Raw genomic sequence first — 26,221 nt, 5'->3', positions numbered from 1 at the left:
TATTGCGTTGTTACTCAGTCTTTTTTCGCCGCGTTTGCAAAGAAAATATCAGACTGAATGTCTTTCGTGCGGATGGTAAACAACTGATTAGTGAGGTCTTCCGTCAGCTTCTCGGCGTCGGCCATGATGCGCAGGTTGAAGTCATTCAGCATCTTATCGGCGGCTGGTTTATCAGTTTTGGCCATCTTCAGGTACTCTGCTTCGACCTCTTTTTGCTCCTTCGCCACTTTGTCTTCCCACGCTTTGTAGGCTTTTTTGACGATTGGCGCGAGCTTCGGATAATCAGTCATCGTCAACGTCTGTAGCTTGCGGTATTTCCAGTAAATGGATTGATCGTCCGCTTTGTCGCTACCCATCGTGTAGTTTGCCGGATACGCTTTCAGGCCGCTGTAGTACGGAACAAAAGCGGTGAGGTCGGCCATGCCCAGACCAATGTAGGTCGTTTCACCAATCTCTTTTGGCAACCACGGACGGACCTGCATAACGTGCGCTTCATAGGTGCGGAAGACGCTGACCGGACGCCATGGTTCTTTGCCGTTCAGACCGTTGGTGTAGGGGTCATGGCTGGTGCCTTCGTAATGATTACGCAGTACGGCCTTCACATCGTCCAGCGTCATTTTCTTCTCTGGCGTCATGAAGACCGGGAATTCACGCCCTTTGGCCATATCCTGGTTTACGGAAGGATTGAACTCTTTCTGGATGGTCCATACACGAGGATCGTTATACGTGCGATCGCGCTCATCATCACGGGTATAGGCTTTGGAGAAGTTGAATTTGCCATCTTTTGTTGGTTCGTACAGACCTTTTTCAGTCGCAAATTGAATCAGGTTTTTTGACGCCATCATGTCCGGGTTTTTCGGATCGTAATCCTGTAAGCGGCCCTGATTACCGGTGGCAAAATACTGGTTATTTGGCAGACGCTGCGCCATCCACTGATGGCCGCTGCCGGTTTCCAGGTACCAGATCTCGTTATCGTCGACGACGGCAACGCCAAAGCCTTCACCTGCGCCGACGGTCTCAACGATATGGCCCAGCAGCGCCACGGCTTCACGCGCGGTTTTACTCTGCGACAGCAGAATATCCGGAATATCGTCTTCGGTGATCCCTTTATCCTCAACGTACGGGTCGGCGGCCAGCGCTTTTGGTGAGGCAAAAATAGATTCTGTGCCGCTCACGCCAACGCCCAGCTCGTTAAATCCGGTCGCGCCGTGCAGTTGAGTTTTCCAGTTTGGAACGGTGGTATAACGCAGAGAGTTTTTGGGGAGCGGCCAGGTAAAGTCATTCGCACCGTTATGTGCTTTGGTACTGTATACCCCGGTCTGATTCTGTTTTGCCGGATGAATGACAAAATGTTGCGCTTTTAGGGCATCGCTGTCTGCGCTACGGGCTACCAGCATAGAGCCGTCCGCTGATGCTTCGTTACCGACCAGCAGGGTCGTACAGGCAAAACCTGATGAAACAACGGCCAAATTTATAGAAAGTGCAATCAGGCACTTTTTAAAAGTAAACATTACGTATCCCTCATATGTACGCCAAAAATACACCGGAAACACACCGTTTCCTGAAATGCGATAACGCCTGAACGCTCAGACATTGCTCGCGAGAGAGATAAACGCCCCTGCCCACGTCTTCTCCAAATATCCATCTGTAGGTTGAAGTCTTCTGGGCAAAATAAAACGCCCATTTCGCTTAATTATTACGCAATGGATATCGTGGTATTCAGGATGTTTCCTGATTCGGGATGAAGAATAGCAATGGGTTATTAGTGGATTCAGTGACCCATGTCGCGTAAGTCGATGATGGAAAATATGAATTCCATTGGGGAGGCGCGCTTTTTGTATCCGGATATGACGTTACCTTTTGCGGCAGTACAGCGAGGGTACATTGGAGCTGGCAAAAATCCATGCGCCCTTATACTCCTCCATGACCAGGCTTAGGGTTCGTCCGCTTTGGCGATAAAATCCGGGTAATGTGTTGTTAATATCAGCTTCATCGGCGCTATCAGCAAAGGTTTTGACCACCTTCATCGCCTGTAGCACTCGGGCTTCGTGCTGCCTGGTATAGTTGAAATAGATGTTCCTGCTAATGTCTGAGGTATTACGTCCGTACAGTTTTCCGGTAATGGTCGATAGCCCTGCATCTTTGTACATTCGGAATGAAATCGTACCGGCAAAGCGGTTGCTGCCAATATTCCATTCAACATTTCCAACGCAATTTAGCGGTTTTTCGGCATAGCGTGAATGCCATAGCCATCCACCTGAGCCGAGTAATGTCGCCAGGCCGATCACCAGCAAAATAAGGTGGCGTGTTTTTTTCATTGCCCGCGCATCCAGTAATAATGGGTGGTACAAAACGCGTGAGCATCTACCCGCGCATCTTTATCACAGACAAATGCCACAATCCTCTCCGCTTTTCGGTAGCCGGAAAGGAACACATGCTTGTTGTTTTCACAGAGATAGGGATGCAACTGCATCAGATTGAAATAATTCTCCTGATCGTGCTCATTCGGTGAGTAAAAGATTTTACAGTTTTGTCGTGAGGGGACCTGCATAGAAACCGACACGAATTTACTAAACGGCATAACAGGACGTGTTTGATACCACACCAGCCAGATAAGCAGGGTGGCAATAACGATGCCAGCGCTAAAAATAATGTCCCACCAGGGTACCCGCGTCGTTTGTTGAGGCGCGGGAGGAATTATCTTTGGGGGCGCGTAATCCTCTATAACCGGCGGCTGGTAAACGTCACTCTCAGGATGCGTTATTGCCTCTACCTGCGTATTTTCATTTAATCTGAGCCCGCGCCGGGAAATAGTTTTCACCGTATCTCGTGGTAGCCCCACATCCGCCAGCGCATTACGTAGCGTCAGAATAGCCTGGTAAAATGTGTTGGTGGTGGTCACATTATTTCTCTCGCCCCAACCTACTTTCATCAACGTGCTCTGCGAAACAATGTCACTTGCGTGAGTAATTAAATAGAGAAAACAAAGTGAGGCTGGGAGTTGAAGTTGTATTGCCCGCCCGGTCTGACGATTGACCAGACTTTTGCTATCAGGATTAAATTCGACCAACTGATTGATAAGGTACAATTGCCAACCCTCAGTAACCACAACGTATCACCGCGTGTGCCAACATCTCCCTTAAATTTTACATCCAAATCGAAAATATGCCTCACTCTTTGTACGTGATCGAAGATAAGAATTTTACTTAAGGGATTAAAGCTCTTTAAATACAATGACTTATGCTTTTCAGTTCTTAGGTGAGAATTAACTAATGTTAAATAATGAGAATTCATTACAGTTTTATCTGAATTATCATTATATTTATCCACAGCACTTCAAGGGTGATTGAGTTATCAGTATTGTGTAATTAATGAGTATCGTTTACATCGGTTGTTTTTTAGCAAATAGTGCTTTTTTACTGTTTTATCCTGGAATCTTAATTTATGCATAAAATTCCTAATGCCCTGGCTGTAATTCTGAGGTAAGGCACAAAAAAGCTTAGCGCAATCGTATTAATCACAGCCCATACATAATAGCACATCAGGAGTTTATTACATTTTATTAGCGCCACTGTTATTAACTGACAAGGAATGTCAAACGTGTCGGATTGACACATTTATTTACCAATGAAATATTTATGGAAAAATAACAGGAGTCATTTTTGATGAAGAGATCACCGTCACAGAGTGTTCGTTGCATAAGCTGTGAATTATCCTGTCAATTATTTCCGGATACTGCGGTTCGCGCCAGCTACTGTCACCGTGCCGCTTTTGCGATCTGGCCAGAGGGAAATGGCTTTCTGCAAAAAGGAATTATTGAAAAACTTCTGCTTAATAATCAAAACCATTTGTCGCGCGGGTTTATTTTTGTGGACTTTTCTTTCCCGAATCTGCGCCTGTTCGCCGACCCGCAATGGGTAGACCGCCTGGCCTATAGCGGTATGCATATTGTGTTGATAGCAGACAGGAACCTGGCGCCGTTAGCCAACTACTGGTTGTCAAAAAGCAATAAAATTCAAGGGATTATATATTCCGATGATGATGATGAGGTTCAGCGTCAGAAAATTCGCCGATTATTTACCGGTCACCTCGCTAACAGTAAACGCGGACGCTCACTCAATTACACAGAAATGATATTACTGAAGCGCTTTGTGTCAGGGAAAAGTATTCAGCAAATTACCAAAATAGATAATATCGATATTAAGAAAATATATGTCTACAAGCTCAGGCTTGAAGATAAGTTAGGCCATAGTATTCATCAAATATTGTCGAATATTTTATAACGCATTTCTGATTTCTATTATTTTCACATCCTTGCGATGTGGTGGACGCTCTACGCCTGATAGCAGGAGGCTAATATGCCAAATCCCAAATCTTACTCTCGTATTGCCATAGCGGTTTCAGCCGCATTAACCTCTATGGTATTTTCAAGCCATGCGGCATGGGTTGACGTTGATAGTCTTCCTTCCAGCGGACTGGTTAGTAGTTTGCCCCCAGAGTTGCAGGCAATAATACCTGCGCAGGCAAATGCCAATTTCGCTAAAACCAGCGCCATGCCGAATTATGTTTATCAATGGAGTGCGGGTACTATTCCCGTTTATGGCAATGGATTAACGATTAATGGACCCGGTGCTGAAGCTTTTGAGCACTCTGTTACCGTTATTCAGAATAGTACCACGGGTAGCCCGGGCGTTATTTTCGGCGACGACCTGACGATTCGCACACAGTCGAAGAATGCCGCCAATAATGGTAAAGATGTTGACGGTATCCGCACGCATGGGGCCAATACGCCTGATAACCCAGTCTTTATCATTACAGGCGACCGCACCAGCATTTATGTGGACGGTCAGGATGGTGACGGTATTAACGCCGGTTACAACTCCTATAGCCAGGGTTGGAAAGGATCGGCCAGCATTTATGTCGGCGACGATCTGTATATTCAGACCACCGGTACCCAGGGACGTGGCATCACTGCAAACGCAATGAAAGACGCCACGCAGGCCAAAAATACGATTGTCGTTGGCGACCGGGCACACATTGTGACGACAGGTGACAGTTCAGAAGGTCTTCGCACCGGGCAGAGCGGTTCCTCGATCCTGCTTGGCAATGACGCCACTATTGAGACATCGGGTGCCTCTTCCACGGGGATTTATGCCGCCTCGTCTTCCAAAACAGAACTGGGCAACAACGCGACGATTACGGTCAATGGCGTTAGCGCACATGCGGTCTACTCCACCAACGCGACCGTAAATCTCGGCGAAAATGCAACAATCAACGTCAACAGTTCGGCGAAAGCGGCGTCATACAGTAAAGCGCCACGCGGCCTGTATGCGACTTCACGCGGGGCGATAAACCTGGCAGGCGGTGCCGCCATTACCATGGCGGGCAATCACAGCAATGAAAGCTATGCGATCAGCACCGAAACGGGCGGCACCGTAGACGGCTCCGCTGGTGGGCGCTTTCTTATCGATGGCGATCTTCACGCCGCCGGCGCGACTGCTGCAACCAGCAGCCTGCCGCAGCAAAACAGTACCATTAAGCTCAACATGACCGACAACTCGTTGTGGAGCGGGGCGTCATACATCACCAGCGCCACTGCCGGGACGGGCGTTATCTCGCTGCAAATGAGCGACGCGACCTGGAATATGACCAACAGCTCAACGCTCACCGACCTGACGCTGAACAGCGGGTCAGTGGTGAACTTTGGGCATGCTGACGGTGAACCGTGGCAGACGCTTACCATCAATGAAGATTTTACCGGAAACGGCGGCAAACTGGTTTTCAATACCGTCCTGAATGACGATACCTCCGAAACCGACAAGCTGAAAGTGCTCGGCGACACCGCGGGTAACGCGTTTGTAGCGGTGAACAATATTGGCGGAACCGGGGCGCAGACCGTTGAAGGCATTGAGATCATCGAAGTGGCCGGTAATTCTGACGGTACTTTTGAGAAAGCGGGCCGTATTGTTGCCGGAGCGTACGACTATAACGTTGTGCAGAAGGGCAGCAACTGGTATCTGACCAGCTTTATTCCGGCTCCGCCTGATCCGGAAGAGCCGGACCCCGTCGATCCGGACCCGGTTGATCCCATCGACCCCGACCCCGTTGACCCGGATCCGGTTGACCCTATTGACCCAGGTCCAGTAGATCCAGACCCCGTCGATCCTGTAGACCCGATTATCCCTGAGCCGGAAGAACCTGTTGCGCCTCCTGTCACTGAGCAGCAGTACCGCCCGGAAGCAGGCAGTTATCTGGCGAACAATTACGCCGCTAACACGCTGTTTATGACCCGACTGCACGACCGTCTGGGTGAAACGCAGTACATCGACATGCTGACGGGCGAGAAAAAAGTCACCAGCCTGTGGATGCGTAACGTTGGAGCGCATACCCGCTTCAAAGACGGTAGCGGACAGTTGAAAACCCAAAGCAACAGCTATGTCTTGCAGTTAGGCGGCGATCTGGCGCAGTGGAGTAGCGACGGTCTCGACCGCTGGCATCTTGGCGCGATGGCAGGTTATGCCAATAGCCAGAACCGCACGCAGTCCAGCCTGACCGGGTACCATTCACGTGGTCAGGTCACCGGTTACAGCGTGGGACTGTACGGCACATGGTATGCCAATGACGCCGACAAGACCGGTACCTACGTGGATACCTGGGCGCTGTACAACTGGTTTGATAACAAAGTGATGGGCCAGGAACAGGCGACAGAGAAATACAAATCCAGCGGGATAACCGCTTCTGTTGAAGCCGGTTACAGCTTCAAACTGGGTGAAAACGAGCGCAATAGCTACTGGCTGCAACCGAAAGCGCAGGTGGTGTGGATGGATGTGCAGGCCGACAGCCACCGCGAAGCGAACGGTACCCGCGTGAGGGACAACACCGATGGCAACCTGATGACCCGTCTGGGGGTAAAAGCCTTTATCAACGGTCACAATGCCATCGACGACGGTAAATCTCGCGAGTTCCAGCCGTTTGTTGAAGCCAACTGGATCCACAACACGCAGACAACCAGCGTGAAAATGGACGATGTGAGCAACGATATGCGCGGCACCAAAAACATCGGCGAGCTGAAAGTCGGCGTTGAGGGTCAAATTACTCCGCGTCTCAACGTATGGAGCAATGTGGCCCAACAGGTCGGCGATAAAGGCTACAGCGATACCCGCGGTATGCTCGGCGTGAAATATAACTTCTAATGTAATGCTGTAATGTAAAAGCCGCTGATTAACCTATCGGCGGCTTTTTTACGTATTGAAGATGGTGGTTATTGCAGTTGTTCGGTAAAACCGAACAACTGCAAATGAAAGGCCGCAACGTTGTTTTTAGCTGTGTGCAGTTCGTAGGCCGGCGTAAAGTCTGAAGGAATGAGTTTAGGGAATTGGCTCAAAACCCTGGGACGAAAGGCGTTGGTGAGGTTGGATACTGAGCCTGAAGAGAAGAGGTGAGTGGATTAATGCTCCTGCCTTCCGGGAATATTTATAATTTCCATTTTTAAAGCATTTTCTCCTGAGAATATTGCAGCTAACCCCTGTCTAATCTTTAATTGATCGTTTTCTATTGCCCCGTGGGCCACAGGTGAGTATATAGCTGTTTGTAATTGAACTCGCTCAAAATCATAGCCAATATCTTTTGCTATCTCTGAAAGCAAGTCCAGAAAAAGATTGTTGCTTGTTTGGTTCCATATGGCACCTAATGTATTATCATTATCTGGATAAGATGTATTCAAATGTGCAAAATAAAGCTTCCATGAGGATAAGACATTGCTCTCAGAGGCGCTTCTCTTGGCCTTTCCTCTTTTTATTTTTCCATAAAATGCTAAGTCAATCATATTTAATGCACGAACATGCTCACTGGACAACCTTGCATTCTGAGATCTGGTAGCCATAAGCTGTTTGAATATATCAATTTTCAATGATTTTTTTTGGTAATATCTTTCTATAAATTTCTGTGTCTGAATGGCTAATAATGGACTAATTACTGTAGCTGCAATAGCCATTATCGTAAGGGCTGTACTCATATGAGATTCTCGATAAAAATAAATGGAATTAGAGATTTTGGGCGAGAATTATAAAAGCATATATATGGTGAGAGGATAGGGCAAATGGCTGGGATGATATAAGCATTTTGGCGGAAGATCACAGGAGTCGAACCTGCCCGGGACCGCTGGCGGCCCCAACTGGATTTGAAGTCCAGCCACCTCACCGGAGATGACGATCTTCCGCGCCTCGATTGCTACATGGAGGCGGGGCGCATTATAGCTACTTCCAAACGTTTCCACACCCCCTCACTCACTTTTTTAACTTCCGTTTCACGTTACCATGACCCGTTTCAAATAAATCCCTACGAAATCCATAAGTTACAGTGATGATTATTTTTTGACGCTACCCCGATCACAGAAAACAAGAATCGTAATTTGATAACGAGATATCGGAATACCCGCGCCCACAGGGATGGTTTACAAAAGCTGTAACCGGTACCAGCGCGTGAGAAAGTGCAAACAAGGATGCGTAATGAAAAGTGAGATTCTGTCTGTTAAAGAGAAAATCGGCTACGGCATGGGCGATGCCGCCAGTCATATTATCTTCGACAACGTCATGTTATATATGATGTTTTTCTATACCGATATTTTTGGTATTCCTGCCGGATTTGTCGGCACCATGTTTCTGCTGGCCCGCGCGCTGGATGCTATCTCAGACCCTTGCATGGGGCTACTGGCCGACCGTACCCGGTCGCGCTGGGGGAAATTCCGTCCGTGGGTGCTGTTTGGCGCTCTGCCGTTTGGTCTGGTCTGTGTGCTCGCTTACAGTACGCCAGACCTCAGCCTGCACGGCAAAATGATTTATGCCGCCATCACCTACACGCTGCTGACCCTGCTTTATACCGTGGTGAATATTCCCTACTGCGCGCTGGGCGGTGTTATCACCAATGACCCGACGCAGCGCATCTCCCTGCAATCATGGCGCTTCGTGCTGGCGACGGCGGGCGGCATGCTCTCCACCGTACTGATGATGCCGCTGGTGAATCTGATTGGCGGCGAAGATAAAGCGCTGGGCTTCCAGGGCGGGATTGCCGTGCTCTCGGTAGTGGCGTTCCTGATGCTGGCGTTTTGCTTCTTCACAACCAAAGAACGTGTGCAAGCGCCGCCGAGCAGCACCTCAATGCGTGAAGACCTGCGCGACATCTGGCAAAACGACCAGTGGCGCATTGTCGGCCTGCTGACCATCCTCAACATCCTGGCCGTCTGTGTTCGCGGCGGGGCGATGATGTATTACGTCACCTGGATCCTGGGCACGCCGGAAGTGTTTGTCGCCTTCCTCACCACTTATTGCGTCGGCAACCTGATCGGCTCTGCGCTGGCAAAACCGCTGACCGACTGGCGATGCAAAGTCAGCGTCTTCTGGTGGACGAACGCCCTGCTGGCGGTCGTCAGTCTGGCGATGTTCTTCGTGCCGATGCACGCCAACATCACCATGTTCGTCTTCATCTTCGTGATTGGTGTACTGCATCAGCTCGTGACGCCCATCCAGTGGGTAATGATGTCCGACACCGTTGATTACGGCGAGTGGTGCAACGGAAAACGTCTGACGGGGATCAGCTTTGCGGGCACGCTGTTCGTGCTCAAGCTGGGTCTGGCGCTCGGTGGGGCGATGATCGGCTGGATGCTGGCGGGCGGCGGTTACGATGCCGCAGCGAAAACCCAGAACAGCGCCACCATCAGCATCATTATCGCATTGTTCACGATTGTCCCGGCTATTTGTTACCTGCTGAGTGCCGTGATCGCCAAACGCTTCTATACCCTGAAAACGCCGTATCTGACGGAAATTATGAGCCAGTTGGCTCAGGGCGCGCGCCGCAATCAGCAGGATTTTACGACGAAAGAATTACAGAACTAAGGAACTGACGATGAAAATTAGCGATGGTAACTGGCTGACGCAACCTGGCCTGAATTTAACTCACCCGATTCAGGTATTCGAGGTCGAACAGCAGGGTAACGAGATGATCGTCTACGTTGCGCCGCGTGACGTGCGTGAACGTACCTGGCAACTGGATACCCCACTCTTCACCCTACGCTTTTTCTCGCCGCAGGAAGGCGTGGTTGGCGTGCGTATGGAACACTTCCAGGGCGCGCTGGATAACGGTCCGCACTACCCGTTGAACGTGCGGCAGGACGTCAACGTCGAGATGCAAAACACCGCTGAATTTGCCGAACTGAAGAGCGGTAATTTGAGCGTGCGGGTCACCAAAGGTGAGTTCTGGTCGCTGGATTTCCTGCGTAACGGGGCACGTATTACCGGCAGCCAGTTGAAAAATAACGGCTATGTCCAGGATACCCACAGCGGGAAAAACTATATGTTTGAGCGCCTGGATCTGGGCGTTGGGGAAACGGTGTACGGGCTGGGGGAGCGCTTTACCGCGTTGGTACGTAACGGCCAGACGGTGGAAACCTGGAACCGCGATGGCGGCACCAGTACCGAGCAGTCTTACAAGAACATCCCGTTTTATCTCACCAACCGCGGCTACGGCGTGCTGGTGAACCATCCGCAATGCGTGTCGTTTGAAATCGGCTCTGAGAAAGTGTCGAAAGTGCAGTTCAGCGTTGAAAGCGAGTATCTGGAGTATTTCGTCATCGACGGCCCAACGCCGAAAGCGGTGCTGGATCGCTATACCCGCTTTACCGGTCGTCCGGCGCTGCCGCCCGCCTGGTCGTTCGGCCTGTGGCTGACCACGTCGTTCACCACCAATTATGATGAAGCGACGGTGAACAGCTTTATCGACGGCATGGCCAAGCGCAATTTGCCGCTGCACGTCTTTCACTTCGACTGTTTCTGGATGAAAGCCTTCCAGTGGTGCGACTTTGAGTGGGATCCGGCGACTTTCCCGGACCCGGAAGGCATGATCCGTCGCCTGAAGGAGAAAGGGCTGAAGGTCTGCGTCTGGATAAACCCCTATATCGGTCAGAAATCCCCGCTGTTCAATGAATTGAAAGAGAAAGGGTATCTGCTCAAACGTCCGGACGGTTCCCTGTGGCAATGGGATAAATGGCAGCCGGGTCTGGCGATTTATGACTTTACCAATCCGCAAGCCTGCGAGTGGTATGCCAACAAGCTGAAAGATCTGGTGGATATCGGCGTTGACTGCTTCAAAACTGACTTTGGCGAACGCATTCCCACCGACGTGCAGTGGTTTGGCGGTGCCGATCCGCAGAAAATGCACAACCATTATGCCTACATCTACAACGAACTGGTGTGGAACGTGCTGAAAGAAACCGTCGGTGAAGAAGAGGCTGTGCTATTCGCCCGTTCGGCCTCCGTGGGCGCGCAGCAGTTTCCGGTGCACTGGGGCGGCGACTGCTACGCCAACTATGAATCGATGGCCGAAAGCCTGCGCGGTGGGTTGTCTATCGGTCTGTCCGGCTTTGGCTTCTGGAGCCACGATATTGGCGGCTTTGAGAATACCGCCCCGGCGCACGTCTACAAGCGCTGGTGTGCGTTCGGGCTGCTCTCCAGCCACAGCCGCCTGCACGGCAGTAAATCCTACCGTGTGCCGTGGGCGTACGATGACGAATCCTGCGATGTGGTGCGCTACTTCACCGAACAGAAATGCCGTATGATGCCGTACCTGTATCGCGAAGCGGCACGCGCCAATGAGCAAGGCACGCCGATGATGCGCGCAATGATGCTGGAGTTCCCGGACGATCCGGCGTGTGATTATCTCGATCGCCAGTACATGCTGGGCGATAGCGTGATGGTTGCGCCGGTGTTTAGCGAGGCAGGAGATGTGCAGTTCTACCTGCCGGAAGGACGCTGGACGCATCTGTGGCATAACGACGAGGTGGCGGGCAGCCGTTGGCATAAACAGAGGCATGACTTCCTGAGTCTGCCGGTGTATGTGCGCGACAACACCCTGCTGGCGCTGGGGCGCAATAATCAGAAGCCGGACTACGCCTGGCACGAAGGGACCGCCTTCCAGCTGTTCCATCTGCAGGAGGGCCGGGAAGCGATTTGTGAAGTCCCGGCGGCTGACGGTTCGGTTATCTTCACGCTGAAGGCGACGCGTGCGGGTAATACCATCACCGTGCAAGGGAGTGGCGAAGCGCGTAACTGGACGCTGTGCCTGCGTAATATTGCGCAGATCAGCGGCGTGAAGGGCGGTTCATCTGCGGGCAGTGAGCAGGGCGTAGTGGTAACGCCTGAAGGTGATACTCTGACGATTACCCTGTAAATTCAGTCTACGTGGTGCCGGATGTGTTTTATCCGGCCCACGCTGCGAGCAGCGTTCCAGATCTGAAAATCAAAAACATCCTGATTTAAAATTTTATATCTCCATATTTGCGAGCGTTATCACTCTAATTCCCGCGAAAAATGTGATCTGCGCCGTAAATATCTCACTATTTCCCCTTTTTGTCTTATTTCTGTCCGGAATACAGGACACGATTTAGTATTGTTGGCGCATCGTAGTCCTCTTATATTTATCATCACGGAATACACGTGGAGCATAAATGCTTCTTTATAACCTAAATAATTCGAGTTGCAGGAAGGCGGCAACGCAGCGAATCCCCTGAGCGTACATAAGTACGTGACTGGGGTGAGCCAGAAAAGCCAACGCACATGCAGCTTGAAGTATGACGGGTATAGATATTTAATCTGGTATGTAATAAGGGTAAATAATGCAAATGATTACCTCGCGACAAAACAGATTATTAAAATTTCTTCTGTCCCGGAAGGAATATGTCACACTGCTGAAAATTGCCGAATATTTATCTGTTTCAGAGAAAACAGTCCAGCGCGATCTACGGCTACTGGAATCATGGTTAGCGGAATGGAAAATAACCATTGATAAACGTACCGGTGCGGGCGTGATATTAATTGCCGATAATATTACCGATCTTTTATATCTGGATCAGTTATTAGGGGCGGAGGGTGAAGATGCTGACGGCATGATGAATAATTCACGACGAGTCAAAATAGCCTCCCAACTATTAAGTGAAACGCCACATGAAACGTCGATCAGCAAATTATCCGAACGCTATTTCATTAGTAGCGCATCGATTGTTAACGATCTGAAAGTGATTGAGTCCTGGATCACTCCGCTGGGCCTGTCGCTGATTCGCAGCCAAAGCGGTACGCACATCGAAGGCAGTGAGAGCGGCGTGCGTCAGGCGATGGCGTCGCTGATTAACGGTGTGATTAACCATAATGAACCTGGTAACGTGGTTTATTCACGCCTTGACCCGGGCAGTTACAAAGCGTTAGTGCATTACTTTGGCGAAGAAGATGTTTTATTTGTCCAGACGTTGTTGCAGGAAATGGAAAACGATCTGTGCTGGTCGCTGGGTGAGCCTTATTACGTCAATATCTTTACTCATATTCTGATCATGATGTACCGCATCACGCGGGGCAACGCGCTTGCGAGAAAAGAAGAAAACATCACTTTATGTGACGAGAACATTTTTTCCATTGCCAGCCGTATGATTCAGCATATCGAAAAACGTATTGCCCATCCGCTACCGGAAGACGAAGTCTGGTTTATTTATCAATACATTATCTCCTCCGGTGTAGTGATTGAGGAACATAACGATGTGAGCGTGATTGGCCATATGCACTCCAGCGACGAAGCACGCTTAATTACCCAGCGGCTGATTGCCACCTTCGCCGAAATGGTTGACAGCGATCTTAGCCAGGACACTGCACTGTACGACGGATTGCTGATCCACATTAAGCCGCTGATTAACCGCCTGAACTACCAGATCCGTATTCGTAATCCCCTGCTGGAGGACATTAAAGGCGAGTTACAGGATGTCTGGCGTCTGACTCAGTGTGCGGTAAATCGGGTGTTTAGCGGCTGGGGCGAGCGGGCCGTGTCGGAAGATGAGGTGGGATATTTAACCGTACATTTTCAGGCCGCAATGGAGCGGCAGATAGCAAGAAAGCGCGTGCTGCTGGTCTGCTCAACCGGTATCGGCACCTCTCACTTACTCAAAAGCCGCATTTTGCGCGCCTTTCCGGACTGGACCATCGTTGGCGTGGTGTCGGCAGGCAGCCTGCCCTCCGTACTGACGGACGATATTGAACTGGTGGTATCGACGATCAATTTACCTGCCGTTGCCATCCCGGTCGTGTATGTCACTGCCTTCTTCAATGATGCGGATATTAAGCGGGTAACAGAAACGGTTATTACGGAAAAATTACATCGGGCGACGTCGCTGGTCGTTGCAAATTAATGTCTGAACTCCATGAGGTAAGATTGATGGACATCACGAAAATACTCAATACAAATCGCGTTATTTTGGACATGAAGGCCACAAACAAAACGGAGGCTATTGAGGAACTGACGGATATTCTGCAAAAAGATGGGGCAATTAGCTGTCGGGAAACATTTATTCAGGATGTCTGGCTGCGTGAATCAGAAGGTTCGACCGGCTTCGAAAATCATATTGCGATCCCGCACGGGAAATCTTCGGCGGTGGTTAATACTACGCTGGCGATTGGTCGTACCCGCCAGGACATTCCCTGGGAAACCCTGGATGGCAGCAACGTGCGCTGCATCATTCTGTTTGCCGTACGCCTTGAAGATCAAAACACCACCCATATTCGTCTGCTTTCGCAGGTTGCCGGCGCGTTGGCGGATGACGATATTATTGAACAACTGTTAGTCGAAAGCAGTCCACAGAAAATTATTGAGCTTTTTAGCCAATATGCTGAATCCAATGTTTACTAAATAAAAAAGTGGAGCATGTTATGAATATTGTTTGTGTCGCCGCCTGTACGGCGGGTATTGCGCACACCTATATTGCTCGTGAAAAGTTAATTAAAGGTGCTAAAGCGCTTGGCCATAATATAAGAGTAGAAACCCAGGGGACCATTGGCACGGAGAACGAACTGCTGGCAGAGGATATTTCTGCGGCTGATGTTGTGATTCTTGCTGTCGATGTAAAAATAAAAGGGGAGGAGCGCTTTTCAAATAAACGCATTGTGCGAGTGAAAACCGAAATCGTCATAAAATCGCCGATTCAGTTTCTTGAAAAGGTCGAAAAATCATTAGTTAATACTAACCAGTAGCGATCCTCATTCTGGAGGGATTTCACATGAGTGAAAATAAAATTCCGCTATCTCAGGAAATAAAAAGACATTTATTAACGGGAATTTCGTGGATGATCCCGTTAATTGTTGCCGCCGGGATCTGTATTGCTCTCGGGCAAATACTTGGCGGCACTAACGTGGGTGAAAAAACAGGCACCATACCCTGGATGCTCAACCAGATTGGCGGCTGGGGAATGGGGTTAATCGTACCGCTGATTAGCGCGGCGATTGCGTACTCCATTGCCGATCGTCCCGGATTCGCGCCGGGCCTGATTGTCGGCTTTGTCTGCGGAGAAATTCATACCGGTTTTATCGGCGGGATGCTGGGCGGGTTTCTGGTCGGTTATACCGTCCTGCTGCTCAAACGCTATATCCGTTTGCCACAGTCGATGCAGGGGTTGATGCCCATCATGGTGTTGCCGGTACTGAGTACCGTTATTGGCGGCCTGTTGATGATGACGCTGATTGGCAAGCCGATAGCCTGGCTGCAGGACGCGCTAATTCATCTGCTGGAGTCCATGCAGGGCGGATCCCGCTTTCTGATGGGCGCTATCCTCGGCGCAATGGCGACATTCGACTTTGGCGGCCCGGTGAATAAAACCATGTCGCTGTTTGCTGACGGCATGCTGGTCAGCGGTGTGTACGGTCCGGAAGCGGTGAAGTTTGTCGGTTCGATGATCCCTCCGTTTGGCATTACGCTCTCTTTCCTGCTGACGCGTCACAAATACACCCGTGCGGAGCGCGAGGCGCTGAAAGCGGCATTCCCGATGGGGATCTGCATGATAACCGAAGGGGTTATTCCGATTGCGGCGCGCGACCTGCTGCGCGTGGTGGGGTCCTGCGTGGTAGCTTCGGCGATAGCGGGCGGCTTGATAATGGTATGGGGCGTCGAAAGCCCGGTACCGCACGGCGGCATGTTCGTGGTCCCACTCTTTACGCATCCGCTGCTGTTTTGCCTGGCGCTGGGGATTGGCACGGTGATTTGCGGCGTCATGCTGTCGCTGTGGAAGAAACCGGTGACCGAGCGTGACGAAGAGTTTGATGAACTTAGCGATCAAAAGCTGAAAGACGAAGAGATCACCTTCACCCTGGAATAACCGGAGGCCGTATGTTTGCCGATATGAAAAGCATGGTGACGAAAGCCTGGCGCGAGCAGTACGCGCTGCTGGCTATCAACTGTATGAACCTGGAAAGCGCCCGTGCAGCGGTACGGGTGGCTGAGAAACACCGTGCGCCCATCATTCTGAATCTGTATCAGGGACACCTGGACCATTTTCCGGCTCCGATAGCGGTAGCGGTGGTCAAAACGCTGGCAGAGGAAGCCTCGGTACCGATCGCGCTGGCGCTGGATCATGGAAAGGATCCTGTACGCATTCGCCAGGCTTTTCGCGCCGGATTCAGCGGGTTAATGATCGACGCCTCCGCCTTTGCCCTGGAGGAGAATATTCGCCAGACCCGGGCGGTGGTTGATCTCGCTGCCAGCGTGCAACTGTGTGTAGAGGGTGAGCTGGGCCATCTGGCCGATGCCCCACGTTATGATTATGCGACTAACGCGGATTTGATGACCCAGGCCGCTGACGTGGAACCCTTTATCCAACAGACCGGGATCGATTTACTGGCGGTATCGGTTGGCACGGCGCACGGCATGTACGCGCCGGGCGTCACGCCAGCTATTGATTTTCAACGGCTGGAGGAAATTGCCCGGTTATCAACGGTGCCGCTGGCGCTGCATGGTGGTAGCGGGACGCCGTTTGACCAGCTACAGCGCTGCCCGACGTTTGGCGTTGCCAAGATAAACGTTGGCGCGGCGGTTTTCGAAGCCGGAAAGGCAGCGCTACTACATACCCTGTGTCGCGACACATCCGGTGAACTCGTTGATGTCCTGGCCCTGATGGAGCAGGCCTGCGAGGAAGCCATTATTCCGTACCTGCAGGCCAGCGGCGCTATCGGCAAAGCCTGATTCATTTTCTGTAACGCCTTCTATGCCTCTGCGATGACGCACTGGCAGGGCTTTCTACACCCTGAAACTGGAGAATTAACATGTTAGTTTCGATGAAAGAATTACTGCAACCTACCCGTCAGCACGGTTTTGCCATCGGCGCATTCAACGTGGCGGACAGCTGCTTTGTACGTGCCGTAGTGGAAGAAGCGGAAGCGACCAATACCCCGGCGATTATCTCCATTCACCCCAGCGAACATGATTTTGTCGGCGATGCGTTTTTTAGCTACGTGCGCGATATCACCCTGCGCAGCCCGGTTCCTTTTACTCTGCATCTGGACCACGGCGCTTCGGTTGAGCATGTCCTGCGGGCAATTCAGTGTGGGTTTACCTCGGTGATGATTGATGGCTCGCTGCTGCCGTATGAAGAGAACGTGGCGCTGACCCGAGAAGTGGTCAAACTGGCGCATGCGGTAGGCGTTTCGGTGGAAGGGGAGTTGGGTACGATTGGCCAGACCGGGACGTCAGTGGAAGGCGGCGTGTCGAAGGTTACTTATACCGATCCTGCTCAGGCACAGGATTTTATCGCCCGTACCGGCGCGGACACGCTGGCGGTGGCAATTGGAACTGCGCACGGGATCTACCCGAAAGGGATGCAGCCAGAGCTGCAAATGAACATCCTGCGCGACATCGCCGGGCGTGTGGATATTCCGCTGGTGCTGCATGGCGGTTCCGCGAACCCGGATGCGGAAATTGCCGAATCCGTGACGCTGGGCGTTGGCAAAATCAATATTTCCAGCGACATGAAATACGCCTACTTCCAGAAAGTCCGCGAAATCCTGGCGAAAGAAACCTGGTGGGATCCTAACGTTATTTACCCGGAAGCCATTAGCGCCGCGCGTGACGTCATCCGCCATAAAATGAAACTGTTCGGCTCAACCGGCAAAGCGTCACTTTACTAACGGCATGCAGGCGGGGCGACCCGCCTCTTTCGCAATAAGGAAAAGTGGAATGAAGCGTTCACACATTAATTATGCCGTCGATAAAGCGCATGCCATCGCCGAGACTTTTCGAATCTGTCTGCCTGACTTTGCGTATTTTACCGTCGACGTCTGGCGGCAACAGGATCAAACTCTGTGGCGTGAAGTACTCGATCTCCAGTTGGGATGGGACATTACCGACTTCGGGCGCGGAGATTTTGCGCAAACAGGGCTGACGTTACTGACGTTGCGCAATGGTCTGATGGGGTCAGTCAATTACCCCAAACCGTACGCCGAAAAGATGCTGCAAATTCAGCAGGATCAGCAAACACCATGGCATTTTCATCGCCATAAAATGGAAGATATTGTTAATCGCGGCGGCGGTGATTTGTGTATGCAACTGGCGTGGGCCACGCCTGATGACGGGTATGATGCCCGGCGCATTGTTGAGGTTAGCGTGGATGGTCAGCGGCGTACCGTTGACGCTGGCGAGACGCTGGTATTGAAACCGGGACAAGGAGTGTGTTTGCCGCCGCGATTGTATCACCGCTTTTGGGCGGAGAAAGCGTTCGTGTTGGGCTGGGAAATCTCGATGGTCAATGACGACCTGCATGACAACCATTTCCTTGAGCCGGGCGGTCGCTTCCCGGCGATAGAAGAGGACGAGCCGGTGAAATGGTTGTTATGCAGTGAATATATTCGTTTATAAGCGGGGGTAGGCCCGGTAAGCGAAGCTCTACCGGGCAATAATCACTGCGCAACGGGCGGGGCGGTAATTTCACTCCCGGATACCACGCCCGCTAGCATGGTTTGCGTTACCTGTTGTTTCTCCACATTCACCGCATGTAACTGACCGTTGACCGTAGGCTTGAGCGGTGCATCGGCCTGAAGACCGCCGCTGGCGGTAAGCTGGATGTTACCGTCACCGGAAAGCGGCAGCGCGGGCCATCCCCAATGTTGCAGAATCGTCATTGGCACGCCGCGCCCGTTCAGGCTGACCTGAGTCTGGCGCTGAGGCAACTGCGAAATGATGGCGGTGGCCTCCAGTAGCCCTTTTTCCGTATAGGCGCTCAGTTCGCTGATATTGATGGTGCTGCTGTTCGCGGTCAGCGCCAGCGAAGGACGACGCACGTCGGTGCGGTTAAAGGTGGCTGCAGCGGCGTTGAGGGTGGCGCTTCCGCTCCAGACCCCCCACTGATTGTTCTGTACCAGCCCGAGGTTGGCGCCGTAACCGTCCAGCGCGGTGAGTTGCCAAGGGAAGTCCGGATCGATATCAATCACCAGATTACGGCTGGCGCTGAATTTCTTCAGCGTCAGGCTGTTTAGCCAGGCTGGCAAGGGTTTCATCCAAAGCTGTTTCCAGTTTTCCGGCAGCGTATATTCCAGACCGGCAATAGCGGAATCATCGAGGACCAGCGCTTTGTTGCTGCGCATCCAGCTTCCGGATGTTCTGACCATACCGCCTTCCCAGCGGGTGGTGAACTGGCGCAGAGCAATACCCTGTGGTGAGAACTCGGCGTTCAGGATTGGATCGAAGAAGTGCAGAGAGCCGTAAATAAACTCGCTGGCATTCATCGACAGTTTGCCTTCCTGGGTTTGCCAGTCGTCCTTACTGAAGGTCATGTTGCGCAAGCTCAGGTCGAGATCCGTCACCGCCCAGTCGGGGCCTTGCAAACGGGCATCTGTTACCTCCAGACGACCAATTTGCAGGGAAGGAATCGTGCTTAACGGAGCAAAAAACTCGGCCAGCGATTTGTCGCTTTGCAGCCGGATATCGTTCAGGCGCAGATTCTCCACTACCCAACTACCGTCGGCATTGCGCTGCGCCACGCCGGTTAATGCCCCACGCGCCACGTCTGCGCCAATATTGCTAAGCGTCACCCGGTCATGGTCGATGCTGCCTTCAATCAATACGTTAGTGGTCGGGACATCGTTGAGCGTCAACGAACTGGCGCTGAGCTGAATTTGCGCTTTACTCCCGAGAATTTTACCCGCCTCAGGGCTCCAGGGAATGACGCCGCCGTTAACGCGCTGCGCGCTCAGGGTCCACTCGCTACCGGGGCTGTTAAGGGCCATATCCTGCAACTGCAGGCGATCGGCCTGGAACGGCAGCGGCGCGGTTTGCTGCGACAAATTCAGCGTGCCGTTTTGCAACAAAATGGTGTCGACATGCAGCGGGTCGGTGATTTGGCGGCTGCTCAGTCCAATATCGACCGTTTTGGCGACCAGCGTCGCGGGCTGACCATCCCGGCCAAAGGTGACGTTTTCCAGCAGAATATGGGAAGGGGAAGAAAACCGGTGATCGATGGCATCAAAGGCCAGATGGTAGCTGCTGTTCTCCGAGACCCAGGCGCTGACATGCTCTGCGCCCCAGCGGGTTTGCAGTAGAAAATAAAGGCCAAGGATCGCCACTGCAAGGGCGATCAGCACGTAAAGAAGCAGCTTTCCAATAAATTTCATGGTCTTCCATCCCGCGAAGTGCACATAGTCAAGTTATGCACGATTTAGGCGCAATGCTCAAGGCGGGAATGGTGAAAGAGCGTTACAGCGGCGTTGATTCAGAATCAACGCCGCATTTTGCTTATTGCTTCTCTGGCGGGAATACCAGGTTCAGAACGATAGCGGTGATACCGCCTGCGGCAATGCCGGAAGAGAGCAGGTTTTTCACCCAGTCCGGAGCGAACTGCAAGATCAGCGGCTGCTGGGAAACGCCCAGGCCGACGGCTAGCGACAGGGCGATAATCAGAATCGCACGGCGGTTCAGTGGCTCGCGGGACACGATACGCACGCCGGATGCCGCGATCGTACCGAACATCACCAGCGTTGCGCCGCCGAGTACCGGCTCAGGAATATGCTGTACAAAACCGCTGACCGCCGGGAACAAACCCAGCGCGATCAGCATCAGCGCCACCACAAAACCGACATAGCGACTGGCAACGCCTGTTAATTGAATAACCCCGTTGTTCTGGCCAAAACAGGAGTTAGGGAAGGTGTTGAACACGGCGGAAACAAACGAGTTCAGACCATTCGCCAGCACGCCGCCTTTCAGGCGTTTCATGTACAGCGGACCAGAAACCGGCTGCTCGGAGACGTCGGAGGTGGCCGTAATATCACCGATGGTTTCCAGCGAGGTGATCATAAAGACCAGCATCAGCGGCAGCAGTAAACTCCAGTCGATACCCAGGCCATAATACAGCGGCGTTGGCACCATCAGCAGATCCTGGCTTACCGGCGCGGTATTTTGCGGCAGCATGTCCATAAACCAGGCCAGCAGGTAACCCGCCGCCATTGCAATCACCAGTGACGCAACGCGCAGGTACGGGTTACGCTGGCGGTTAAGCAGAATAATTAGCGCCAGCACGACGCCTGCCAACAGTAAATTCTTCGGTGCGCCAAAGGTGTTGTCGCTCATTGCGGCATAGCCGCCGCCAATCGACGTCAGACCGACCTGAATCAGCGACAGGCCGATAATCATCACCACCACGCCTGAGACCAGCGGGGTAATGATACGACGCGCCAGATGCAGTACGCGTGAAATAACCATCTCAGTGCAGCTGGCCAGCATCAGCGTACCGAACAATGCTGCCATCATGGTTGGGACATCTGCGCCACCGGTTTTTAGCGCTGTACCGCCCATAATCAGTGGCGCAACAAAGTTAAAGCTGGTGCCCTGAATGGATAACAGCCCTGAGCCGACCGGGCCCCAGGCTTTGATCTGAATGATAGAAGCTACGCCGGAAGCGAACAGCGACATACTGATAATGTGTTGAGTATCCTGAGCCGGTAAGCCGAGCGCCTGGCAAATTAACAGAGCAGGGGTGATTACCGCGACGAACATGGCCAGCAGGTGCTGGCAGGCGGCAAACAGGGTCTGGGCTAGTGGGGGGCGATCTTCAAGACGGTAAATCAGTTCACTGTTGTGAGTCTGCGCAACCGGTTGCGCATTTGTTGACTCTACGGCGTTAACGGACATCAGAGGCAATCCCATGGTGGAAAAGCGGTGATTTTATCTGACCAGGGCAGAAATGCAAACGTTTGCTACCAGGTATTCTTAATATTTAAAACGGATAAACAAACATTTTTATATAACTTTTCATGATTTTCTGCTTAAAATCCACCCCGAAAACTCAATAAGAGCTAAAAATCGGTCTGGAATGCATCGTGCGTGATTGTGCTAAACGCACTAATGGAGCTGTAAATGTTTTATCTCGATACGTTATCAACGCTGGTTGCGGCAACCCTTGTATTGCTGCTGGGACGTAAGCTCGTCCAGTCAGTTTCCTTCCTGAAAAAATACACCATTCCCGAACCTGTAGCGGGCGGATTGCTGGTAGCGATTGCGCTGCTGGTACTGAAAAAAAGTATGGGTTGGGAAGTGAACTTCGACATGACCCTGCGCGACCCACTGATGCTGGCCTTCTTCGCCACCATTGGCCTGAACGCCAATATCGCCAGTCTGCGTGCCGGTGGCCGTGTGGTGGGAATCTTTCTGATTGTGGTTGTTGGCCTGCTGCTGATGCAAAACGCCATCGGTATTGGTATGGCGACCCTGCTGGGCCTGGATCCGCTGATGGGGCTGATTGCTGGTTCAATAACCCTCTCTGGCGGACACGGAACCGGGGCCGCATGGAGCAAGCTGTTTATTGAACGTTATGGCTTCACCAATGCAACTGAAGTGGCGATGGCTTGCGCAACGTTTGGCCTGGTTCTGGGCGGATTGATTGGCGGTCCGGTGGCGCGCTATCTGGTCAAACACTCCACCACGCCTGACGGCATGCCTGACGATCAGGCCGTGCCGACCGCGTTTGAAAAGCCGGACGTCGGGCGCATGATCACCTCGTTGGTGCTGATTGAAACCATCGCGCTGATCGCTATCTGTCTGACGGTGGGTAAAATCGTTGCGCAAATGCTGGTGGGAACGGTGCTGGAACTGCCGACCTTCGTTTGCGTGCTTTTTGTTGGCGTGATCCTCAGTAACGGCCTGGCGCTACTGGGCTTTTATCGGGTATTTGAGCGCGCGGTTTCGGTGCTGGGTAACGTCAGTCTGTCGCTTTTCCTGGCGATGGCGCTGATGAGCCTGAAGCTGTGGGAGCTGGCTTCTCTGGCTCTGCCGATGCTGGCAATTCTGGTCGTGCAGACCATTTTCATGGCGCTGTACGCGATATTCGTCACCTGGCGCATGATGGGTAAGAACTACGATGCCGCCGTGCTGGCAGCCGGACATTGCGGTTTTGGCCTCGGCGCGACGCCGACGGCGATTGCCAACATGCAGGCGATTACCGAACGTTTTGGGCCGTCCCATATGGCGTTTTTGGTGGTGCCGATGGTGGGGGCGTTCTTTATCGATATCGTTAACGCGCTGGTGATTAAGCTGTATCTGCTGTTGCCGATTTTCGCGCAATAAAGGCTGTGCGGCGGAGTCACATCCGCCGCCGCTAAGAATCAACTATGCGTTGGAGTAGCGTTCGGTTTCCGGCATCCAGCGCTCGATTAGCGCCACAGCCTGTTGCGGGTAACGTTCATGAATATGGCGGGCAATACGCTGAACTTCCGGGATAATCGCTTGATCACGTAGTAAATCCGCAACTTTGAATTCCGCCGTTCCGGTCTGGCGTGTACCCAACAGCTCGCCGGGGCCGCGAATCTCTAAATCTTTTTGCGCAATGACGAATCCGTCGTTGCTATCTCGCAGAACCTGCAGGCGTTGTTGTGCAGTTTTTGACAGCGGTGATTTATAGAGCAGGACGCAATGGGAGGCCACCGCGCCTCGACCTACGCGACCACGTAGCTGGTGTAACTGCGCCAGGCCCAGGCGCTCCGGGTTTTCAATAATCATCAGGCTGGCATTGGGTACGTCCACGCCCACTTCAATCACCGTGGTGGCAATGAGCAGATGCAATTCTCCCTGTTTAAAAGCAGCCATTACCGACTGCTTCTCGGCAGGCTTCATGCGCCCGTGTACCAGGCCAATATTGAGTTCGGGCAACGCCAGTTTAAGCTCTTCCCACGTCGCTTCAGCCGCCTGAGCTTCTAACAAATCAGACTCTTCAATTAACGTACAGACCCAGTACGCCTGACGCCCTTCGTGGGTGCAGGCGTTGCGCACGCGGTCAATAATATCGCTGCGGCGGGTATCCGGAATGGCTACCGTAGTGACCGGCGTACGCCCCGGAGGCAGTTCGTCAATGACCGACGTGTCGAGATCGGCATAGGCGGTCATCGCCAGCGTGCGCGGGATTGGCGTGGCGGTCATGATTAGCTGGTGCGGGTGAAAACCCTGCTGCTGGCCTTTCTCCCACAGCGCAAGACGCTGATGCACGCCAAAACGGTGCTGCTCATCGATGATAACCAGCGCCAGTCCGTTGAACTGCACCTGCTCCTGGAAAATCGCGTGCGTGCCGACAATCATCTGTACCTGGCCGCTGGCGATGGCTTCCTGCTGTGCCTGGCGCGCTTTGCCTTTCTGCTTACCTGCCAGCCAGCCCACTTCAACGCCCAGAGGCGCGAACCAGTTGCGGAAGTTATTCGCATGCTGTTCAGCCAGCAATTCGGTGGGGGCCATCAGCGCCACCTGCTTACCATGTGCGATAGCCCGCAGCGCGGCCAGAGCCGCAACCAGGGTTTTACCGGAGCCGACATCGCCCTGCACCAGACGCATCATTGGGACATCCAGCGCCATATCGCGTTCGATCTCAGCGGTAACGCGGGCCTGTGCGCCGGTGGGTTTAAACGGTAGCGCCGCCAGCAGTTGGTCTTTCAGCGTATTGTTTGCGCTCAGCGGCTGGGCGTGGAAACGCTGTGCCCCGGCGCGTAGCGCCAGCATGCTGAGGTTATGCGCCAGAAGCTCTTCCAGAATCAGACGTCGCTGCGCCGGATGCTGGCCGGTTTCCAGATCGCTCAATTGCAGTGACGGCGGTGGACGGTGTAGCGTGCGCAGGGCTTCCGGCAGGCTCATCATGCCCTGTAACAACTCTGGCGGCAGCAGTTCGGCAATGGCGCAGGTATCGAGCAGCTCCAGCGCTTGATCGGTCAGTTTGCGCAGCGTGGCCTGCTTCACGCCTTCGGTAGTTGGATACACCGGTGTGAGCGTTTCCTGCAATTCCGGCGTGCTGAGATCGCCCTGCACGCGGTATTCCGGGTGAATCATTTCTGCCCCATATTTCCCGCGTTTGGCTTCACCGTAGGCCAGCACCCGGCGACCGGTCGCAAGGCTGTTTTTCATCGCAGCGCTGAAATTGAAAAAGCGCATGGTGAGAATGCCGGAGCCATCGCTGATCTGACAGGTCATCATCCGGCGGCCACCGAAGGTGATATTACAGTTCAGCACTTCGCCTTCAACGGTGGCATAGACGCCCGGTAGCAATTCGCCAATGGGGTACAGATGGGTACGATCTTCGTAACGCAGAGGGAGGTGGAGCAGGAGGTCCTGCACGGTGTGCAGGCCAATTTTCGCCAGTTTACTGCTTTGCGCTGCGCCAACGCCGGTCAGAGAGTTGAGTGGGATGGCATCCAGTAAACGGCCTTTCATCGCGTTTATCTCGCAGATTGCATAGTGGCCCACCACGTTGCATCGGCTTCAATTTCGCCCTGCGTGTTGACGTGAGGGTAGGGAAGACCTTTGCGCTTAGCGACATTCGCCAGCACCGGATAACCGCCTTCAAACAGTAAGCGCTGCTGCTCGTCTTGTGGCAGCATGCTGTTTTCTCGTCGGTACATGCCAGCATTTTGCCGCTGGCGCTGCGCTTCGTACAGGATTAGCGCGGAGGCGACAGAAACGTTCAGCGACTGCACCATGCCAGTCATGGGAATGATGATGTCCTGATCAGCCAGATCCAACGCTTCCTGAGTGATGCCGGTTTTCTCCTGGCCCATCAGGATGCAGGTGGGCCGCGTGTAATCAATCTCGCGAAAATCCACGGCGTTATCTGACAGATGAGTAGCCAGAACCTGCATGCCCTGGCTTTTTAAATGTGTGACCGCATCGCCAATGGTAAGGTGAGTTTTCACCTGCACCCAACTGTTGCTGCCTGCGGCAGAAGAGGCCATGGTGCGCATACGGCTACCCGGCCAGACGGCGTGGACTTCATGCACGCCGACCGCATCTGCAGTACGAATGATCGCAGAAACGTTATGAGGTTTGTGGACCTGCTCCATGCAGACGGTCAGGTCGGGCTGCCGGCGCGCGAGCATCTCGCGGATACGTGCATAGCGCTGTTCATTCATAA

General features: G+C 52.6%; 20 protein-coding genes and 1 tRNA gene. 12 read left to right on the top strand and 9 right to left on the bottom strand.

What is annotated here, in order from left to right:
* Positions 1–14: 14 nt before the first annotated feature.
* From OGV80_RS08155 to OGV80_RS08145, 3 genes are all read right to left on the bottom strand, one after another.
* Positions 15–1,511, bottom strand: coding sequence for a C69 family dipeptidase (locus OGV80_RS08155; RefSeq protein ID WP_080625945.1), 1,497 nt, complete (start codon positions 1,509–1,511; stop codon positions 15–17).
* Between the two features lie 342 nt (positions 1,512–1,853).
* Complete coding sequence (locus OGV80_RS08150; protein ID WP_286514469.1) at positions 1,854–2,318, bottom strand: hypothetical protein; 465 nt, start codon at positions 2,316–2,318, stop codon at positions 1,854–1,856.
* Positions 2,315–3,088 (bottom strand): winged helix-turn-helix domain-containing protein, encoded by a 774-nt coding sequence (locus OGV80_RS08145; RefSeq protein WP_043018846.1) that lies wholly within the window; start codon positions 3,086–3,088, stop codon positions 2,315–2,317. Before OGV80_RS08145 ends, OGV80_RS08150 begins: the two co-directional genes overlap by 4 nt.
* 577 nt (positions 3,089–3,665) lie before the next feature.
* Between OGV80_RS08145 and OGV80_RS08140 the strand changes: the two genes are divergently transcribed.
* Both OGV80_RS08140 and misL read left to right on the top strand, forming a co-directional pair.
* Complete coding sequence (locus OGV80_RS08140; protein WP_043018761.1) at positions 3,666–4,283, top strand: helix-turn-helix transcriptional regulator; 618 nt, start codon at positions 3,666–3,668, stop codon at positions 4,281–4,283.
* A 75-nt stretch (positions 4,284–4,358) separates the two neighbouring features.
* Positions 4,359–7,193, top strand: a complete 2,835-nt coding sequence (gene misL / locus OGV80_RS08135; RefSeq protein WP_047407799.1) for an intestinal colonization autotransporter adhesin MisL — start codon at positions 4,359–4,361, stop codon at positions 7,191–7,193.
* Positions 7,194–7,447: 254 nt separating this feature from the next.
* Here misL and OGV80_RS08130 read toward each other — a convergent pair whose 3' ends face one another.
* Together OGV80_RS08130 and OGV80_RS08125 are read right to left on the bottom strand one after the other, a co-directional pair.
* Entirely contained in the window at positions 7,448–8,014 is a 567-nt protein-coding gene (locus OGV80_RS08130; RefSeq protein WP_047407803.1) for a DUF6680 family protein, read from the bottom strand.
* 108 nt (positions 8,015–8,122) lie between these two features.
* Positions 8,123–8,217 (bottom strand) — tRNA-Sec (locus OGV80_RS08125).
* A gap of 290 nt (positions 8,218–8,507) precedes the next feature.
* On the opposite strand from OGV80_RS08125, the gene OGV80_RS08120 reads away from it, so the two are divergent.
* The 9 genes from OGV80_RS08120 to OGV80_RS08080 all read left to right on the top strand — a co-directional run bounded on the left by OGV80_RS08120 (position 8,508) and on the right by OGV80_RS08080 (position 18,705).
* Positions 8,508–9,890 carry a glycoside-pentoside-hexuronide family transporter gene (locus OGV80_RS08120; protein ID WP_080625948.1) on the top strand — a complete coding sequence of 461 codons (1,383 nt, stop codon included), beginning with the start codon at positions 8,508–8,510 and terminating at the stop codon, positions 9,888–9,890.
* 10 nt (positions 9,891–9,900) lie between these two features.
* Positions 9,901–12,219 carry an alpha-xylosidase gene (gene yicI, locus OGV80_RS08115; protein ID WP_286514457.1) on the top strand — a complete coding sequence of 773 codons (2,319 nt, stop codon included), beginning with the start codon at positions 9,901–9,903 and terminating at the stop codon, positions 12,217–12,219.
* A gap of 445 nt (positions 12,220–12,664) precedes the next feature.
* Positions 12,665–14,218 carry a BglG family transcription antiterminator gene (locus OGV80_RS08110; protein WP_043018756.1) on the top strand — a complete coding sequence of 518 codons (1,554 nt, stop codon included), beginning with the start codon at positions 12,665–12,667 and terminating at the stop codon, positions 14,216–14,218.
* 26 nt (positions 14,219–14,244) lie between these two features.
* Positions 14,245–14,715 carry a PTS sugar transporter subunit IIA gene (locus OGV80_RS08105; protein ID WP_075145466.1) on the top strand — a complete coding sequence of 157 codons (471 nt, stop codon included), beginning with the start codon at positions 14,245–14,247 and terminating at the stop codon, positions 14,713–14,715.
* A gap of 20 nt (positions 14,716–14,735) precedes the next feature.
* Complete coding sequence (locus OGV80_RS08100; RefSeq protein WP_043018754.1) at positions 14,736–15,056, top strand: PTS fructose transporter subunit IIB; 321 nt, start codon at positions 14,736–14,738, stop codon at positions 15,054–15,056.
* 26 nt (positions 15,057–15,082) lie between these two features.
* Positions 15,083–16,174, top strand: a complete 1,092-nt coding sequence (locus OGV80_RS08095; RefSeq protein WP_003837581.1) for a PTS fructose transporter subunit IIC — start codon at positions 15,083–15,085, stop codon at positions 16,172–16,174.
* An 11-nt stretch (positions 16,175–16,185) separates the two neighbouring features.
* The gene (locus tag OGV80_RS08090; RefSeq protein WP_080625951.1) at positions 16,186–17,037 is read left to right on the top strand and encodes a class II fructose-bisphosphate aldolase; all 852 of its coding nucleotides are present in this window, start codon (positions 16,186–16,188) and stop codon (positions 17,035–17,037) included.
* 80 nt (positions 17,038–17,117) lie between these two features.
* Positions 17,118–17,978: a ketose-bisphosphate aldolase gene (locus OGV80_RS08085; protein WP_040231557.1), complete on the top strand. Its 861-nt coding sequence runs from the start codon at positions 17,118–17,120 to the stop codon at positions 17,976–17,978.
* Positions 17,979–18,027: 49 nt separating this feature from the next.
* On the top strand, positions 18,028–18,705 hold the full coding sequence (locus OGV80_RS08080; RefSeq protein ID WP_200001111.1) for a D-lyxose/D-mannose family sugar isomerase: 678 nt from the start codon (positions 18,028–18,030) through the stop codon (positions 18,703–18,705).
* Between the two features lie 41 nt (positions 18,706–18,746).
* Here the strand turns inward: OGV80_RS08080 and OGV80_RS08075 are convergent, their stop codons facing one another.
* Both OGV80_RS08075 and xanP read right to left on the bottom strand, forming a co-directional pair.
* Positions 18,747–20,456, bottom strand: a complete 1,710-nt coding sequence (locus tag OGV80_RS08075; RefSeq protein WP_286514452.1) for an AsmA family protein — start codon at positions 20,454–20,456, stop codon at positions 18,747–18,749.
* Between the two features lie 121 nt (positions 20,457–20,577).
* Positions 20,578–21,969 carry a xanthine/proton symporter XanP gene (gene xanP / locus OGV80_RS08070; RefSeq protein WP_003024026.1) on the bottom strand — a complete coding sequence of 464 codons (1,392 nt, stop codon included), beginning with the start codon at positions 21,967–21,969 and terminating at the stop codon, positions 20,578–20,580.
* Positions 21,970–22,194: 225 nt separating this feature from the next.
* Between xanP and gltS the strand changes: the two genes are divergently transcribed.
* Complete coding sequence (gene gltS, locus OGV80_RS08065) at positions 22,195–23,400, top strand: sodium/glutamate symporter (protein WP_003024029.1); 1,206 nt, start codon at positions 22,195–22,197, stop codon at positions 23,398–23,400.
* 42 nt (positions 23,401–23,442) lie between these two features.
* On the opposite strand, the gene recG is transcribed toward gltS, so the two are convergent.
* Together recG and trmH are read right to left on the bottom strand one after the other, a co-directional pair.
* The gene (recG, locus tag OGV80_RS08060; RefSeq protein ID WP_043018749.1) at positions 23,443–25,524 is read right to left on the bottom strand and encodes an ATP-dependent DNA helicase RecG; all 2,082 of its coding nucleotides are present in this window, start codon (positions 25,522–25,524) and stop codon (positions 23,443–23,445) included.
* Between the two features lie 5 nt (positions 25,525–25,529).
* Positions 25,530–26,219 (bottom strand): tRNA (guanosine(18)-2'-O)-methyltransferase TrmH, encoded by a 690-nt coding sequence (gene trmH, locus OGV80_RS08055; protein ID WP_043018748.1) that lies wholly within the window; start codon positions 26,217–26,219, stop codon positions 25,530–25,532.
* Positions 26,220–26,221 lie beyond the last annotated feature (2 nt).

Origin of the sequence: Citrobacter sp. Ce119 (genome assembly GCF_030334525.1) — a bacterium.
Classification (GTDB): Bacteria; Pseudomonadota; Gammaproteobacteria; order Enterobacterales; family Enterobacteriaceae; genus Citrobacter; species Citrobacter europaeus.
Note: the sequence above shows the minus strand (reverse complement) of the source record. Positions and strands in the feature narration are given on the sequence as shown.

Excerpts from the sequence above, each read along its gene's own strand:
- gltS (WP_003024029.1), top strand. The coding sequence starts at position 22,195 with ATGTTTTATCTCGATACGTTATCAACGCTGGTTGCGGCAACCCTTGTA.
- yicI (WP_286514457.1), top strand. The coding sequence starts at position 9,901 with ATGAAAATTAGCGATGGTAACTGGCTGACGCAACCTGGCCTGAATTTA.
- OGV80_RS08120 (WP_080625948.1), top strand. The coding sequence starts at position 8,508 with ATGAAAAGTGAGATTCTGTCTGTTAAAGAGAAAATCGGCTACGGCATG.
- OGV80_RS08085 (WP_040231557.1), top strand. The coding sequence starts at position 17,118 with ATGTTAGTTTCGATGAAAGAATTACTGCAACCTACCCGTCAGCACGGT.
- xanP (WP_003024026.1), bottom strand. The coding sequence starts at position 21,969 with ATGTCCGTTAACGCCGTAGAGTCAACAAATGCGCAACCGGTTGCGCAG.
- OGV80_RS08090 (WP_080625951.1), top strand. The coding sequence starts at position 16,186 with ATGTTTGCCGATATGAAAAGCATGGTGACGAAAGCCTGGCGCGAGCAG.
- OGV80_RS08075 (WP_286514452.1), bottom strand. The coding sequence starts at position 20,456 with ATGAAATTTATTGGAAAGCTGCTTCTTTACGTGCTGATCGCCCTTGCA.
- OGV80_RS08130 (WP_047407803.1), bottom strand. The coding sequence starts at position 8,014 with ATGAGTACAGCCCTTACGATAATGGCTATTGCAGCTACAGTAATTAGT.
- OGV80_RS08155 (WP_080625945.1), bottom strand. The coding sequence starts at position 1,511 with ATGTTTACTTTTAAAAAGTGCCTGATTGCACTTTCTATAAATTTGGCC.
- OGV80_RS08150 (WP_286514469.1), bottom strand. The coding sequence starts at position 2,318 with ATGAAAAAAACACGCCACCTTATTTTGCTGGTGATCGGCCTGGCGACA.
- recG (WP_043018749.1), bottom strand. The coding sequence starts at position 25,524 with ATGAAAGGCCGTTTACTGGATGCCATCCCACTCAACTCTCTGACCGGC.
- OGV80_RS08140 (WP_043018761.1), top strand. The coding sequence starts at position 3,666 with ATGAAGAGATCACCGTCACAGAGTGTTCGTTGCATAAGCTGTGAATTA.
- misL (WP_047407799.1), top strand. The coding sequence starts at position 4,359 with ATGCCAAATCCCAAATCTTACTCTCGTATTGCCATAGCGGTTTCAGCC.
- OGV80_RS08105 (WP_075145466.1), top strand. The coding sequence starts at position 14,245 with ATGGACATCACGAAAATACTCAATACAAATCGCGTTATTTTGGACATG.
- trmH (WP_043018748.1), bottom strand. The coding sequence starts at position 26,219 with ATGAATGAACAGCGCTATGCACGTATCCGCGAGATGCTCGCGCGCCGG.
- OGV80_RS08095 (WP_003837581.1), top strand. The coding sequence starts at position 15,083 with ATGAGTGAAAATAAAATTCCGCTATCTCAGGAAATAAAAAGACATTTA.
- OGV80_RS08100 (WP_043018754.1), top strand. The coding sequence starts at position 14,736 with ATGAATATTGTTTGTGTCGCCGCCTGTACGGCGGGTATTGCGCACACC.
- OGV80_RS08110 (WP_043018756.1), top strand. The coding sequence starts at position 12,665 with ATGCAAATGATTACCTCGCGACAAAACAGATTATTAAAATTTCTTCTG.
- OGV80_RS08080 (WP_200001111.1), top strand. The coding sequence starts at position 18,028 with ATGAAGCGTTCACACATTAATTATGCCGTCGATAAAGCGCATGCCATC.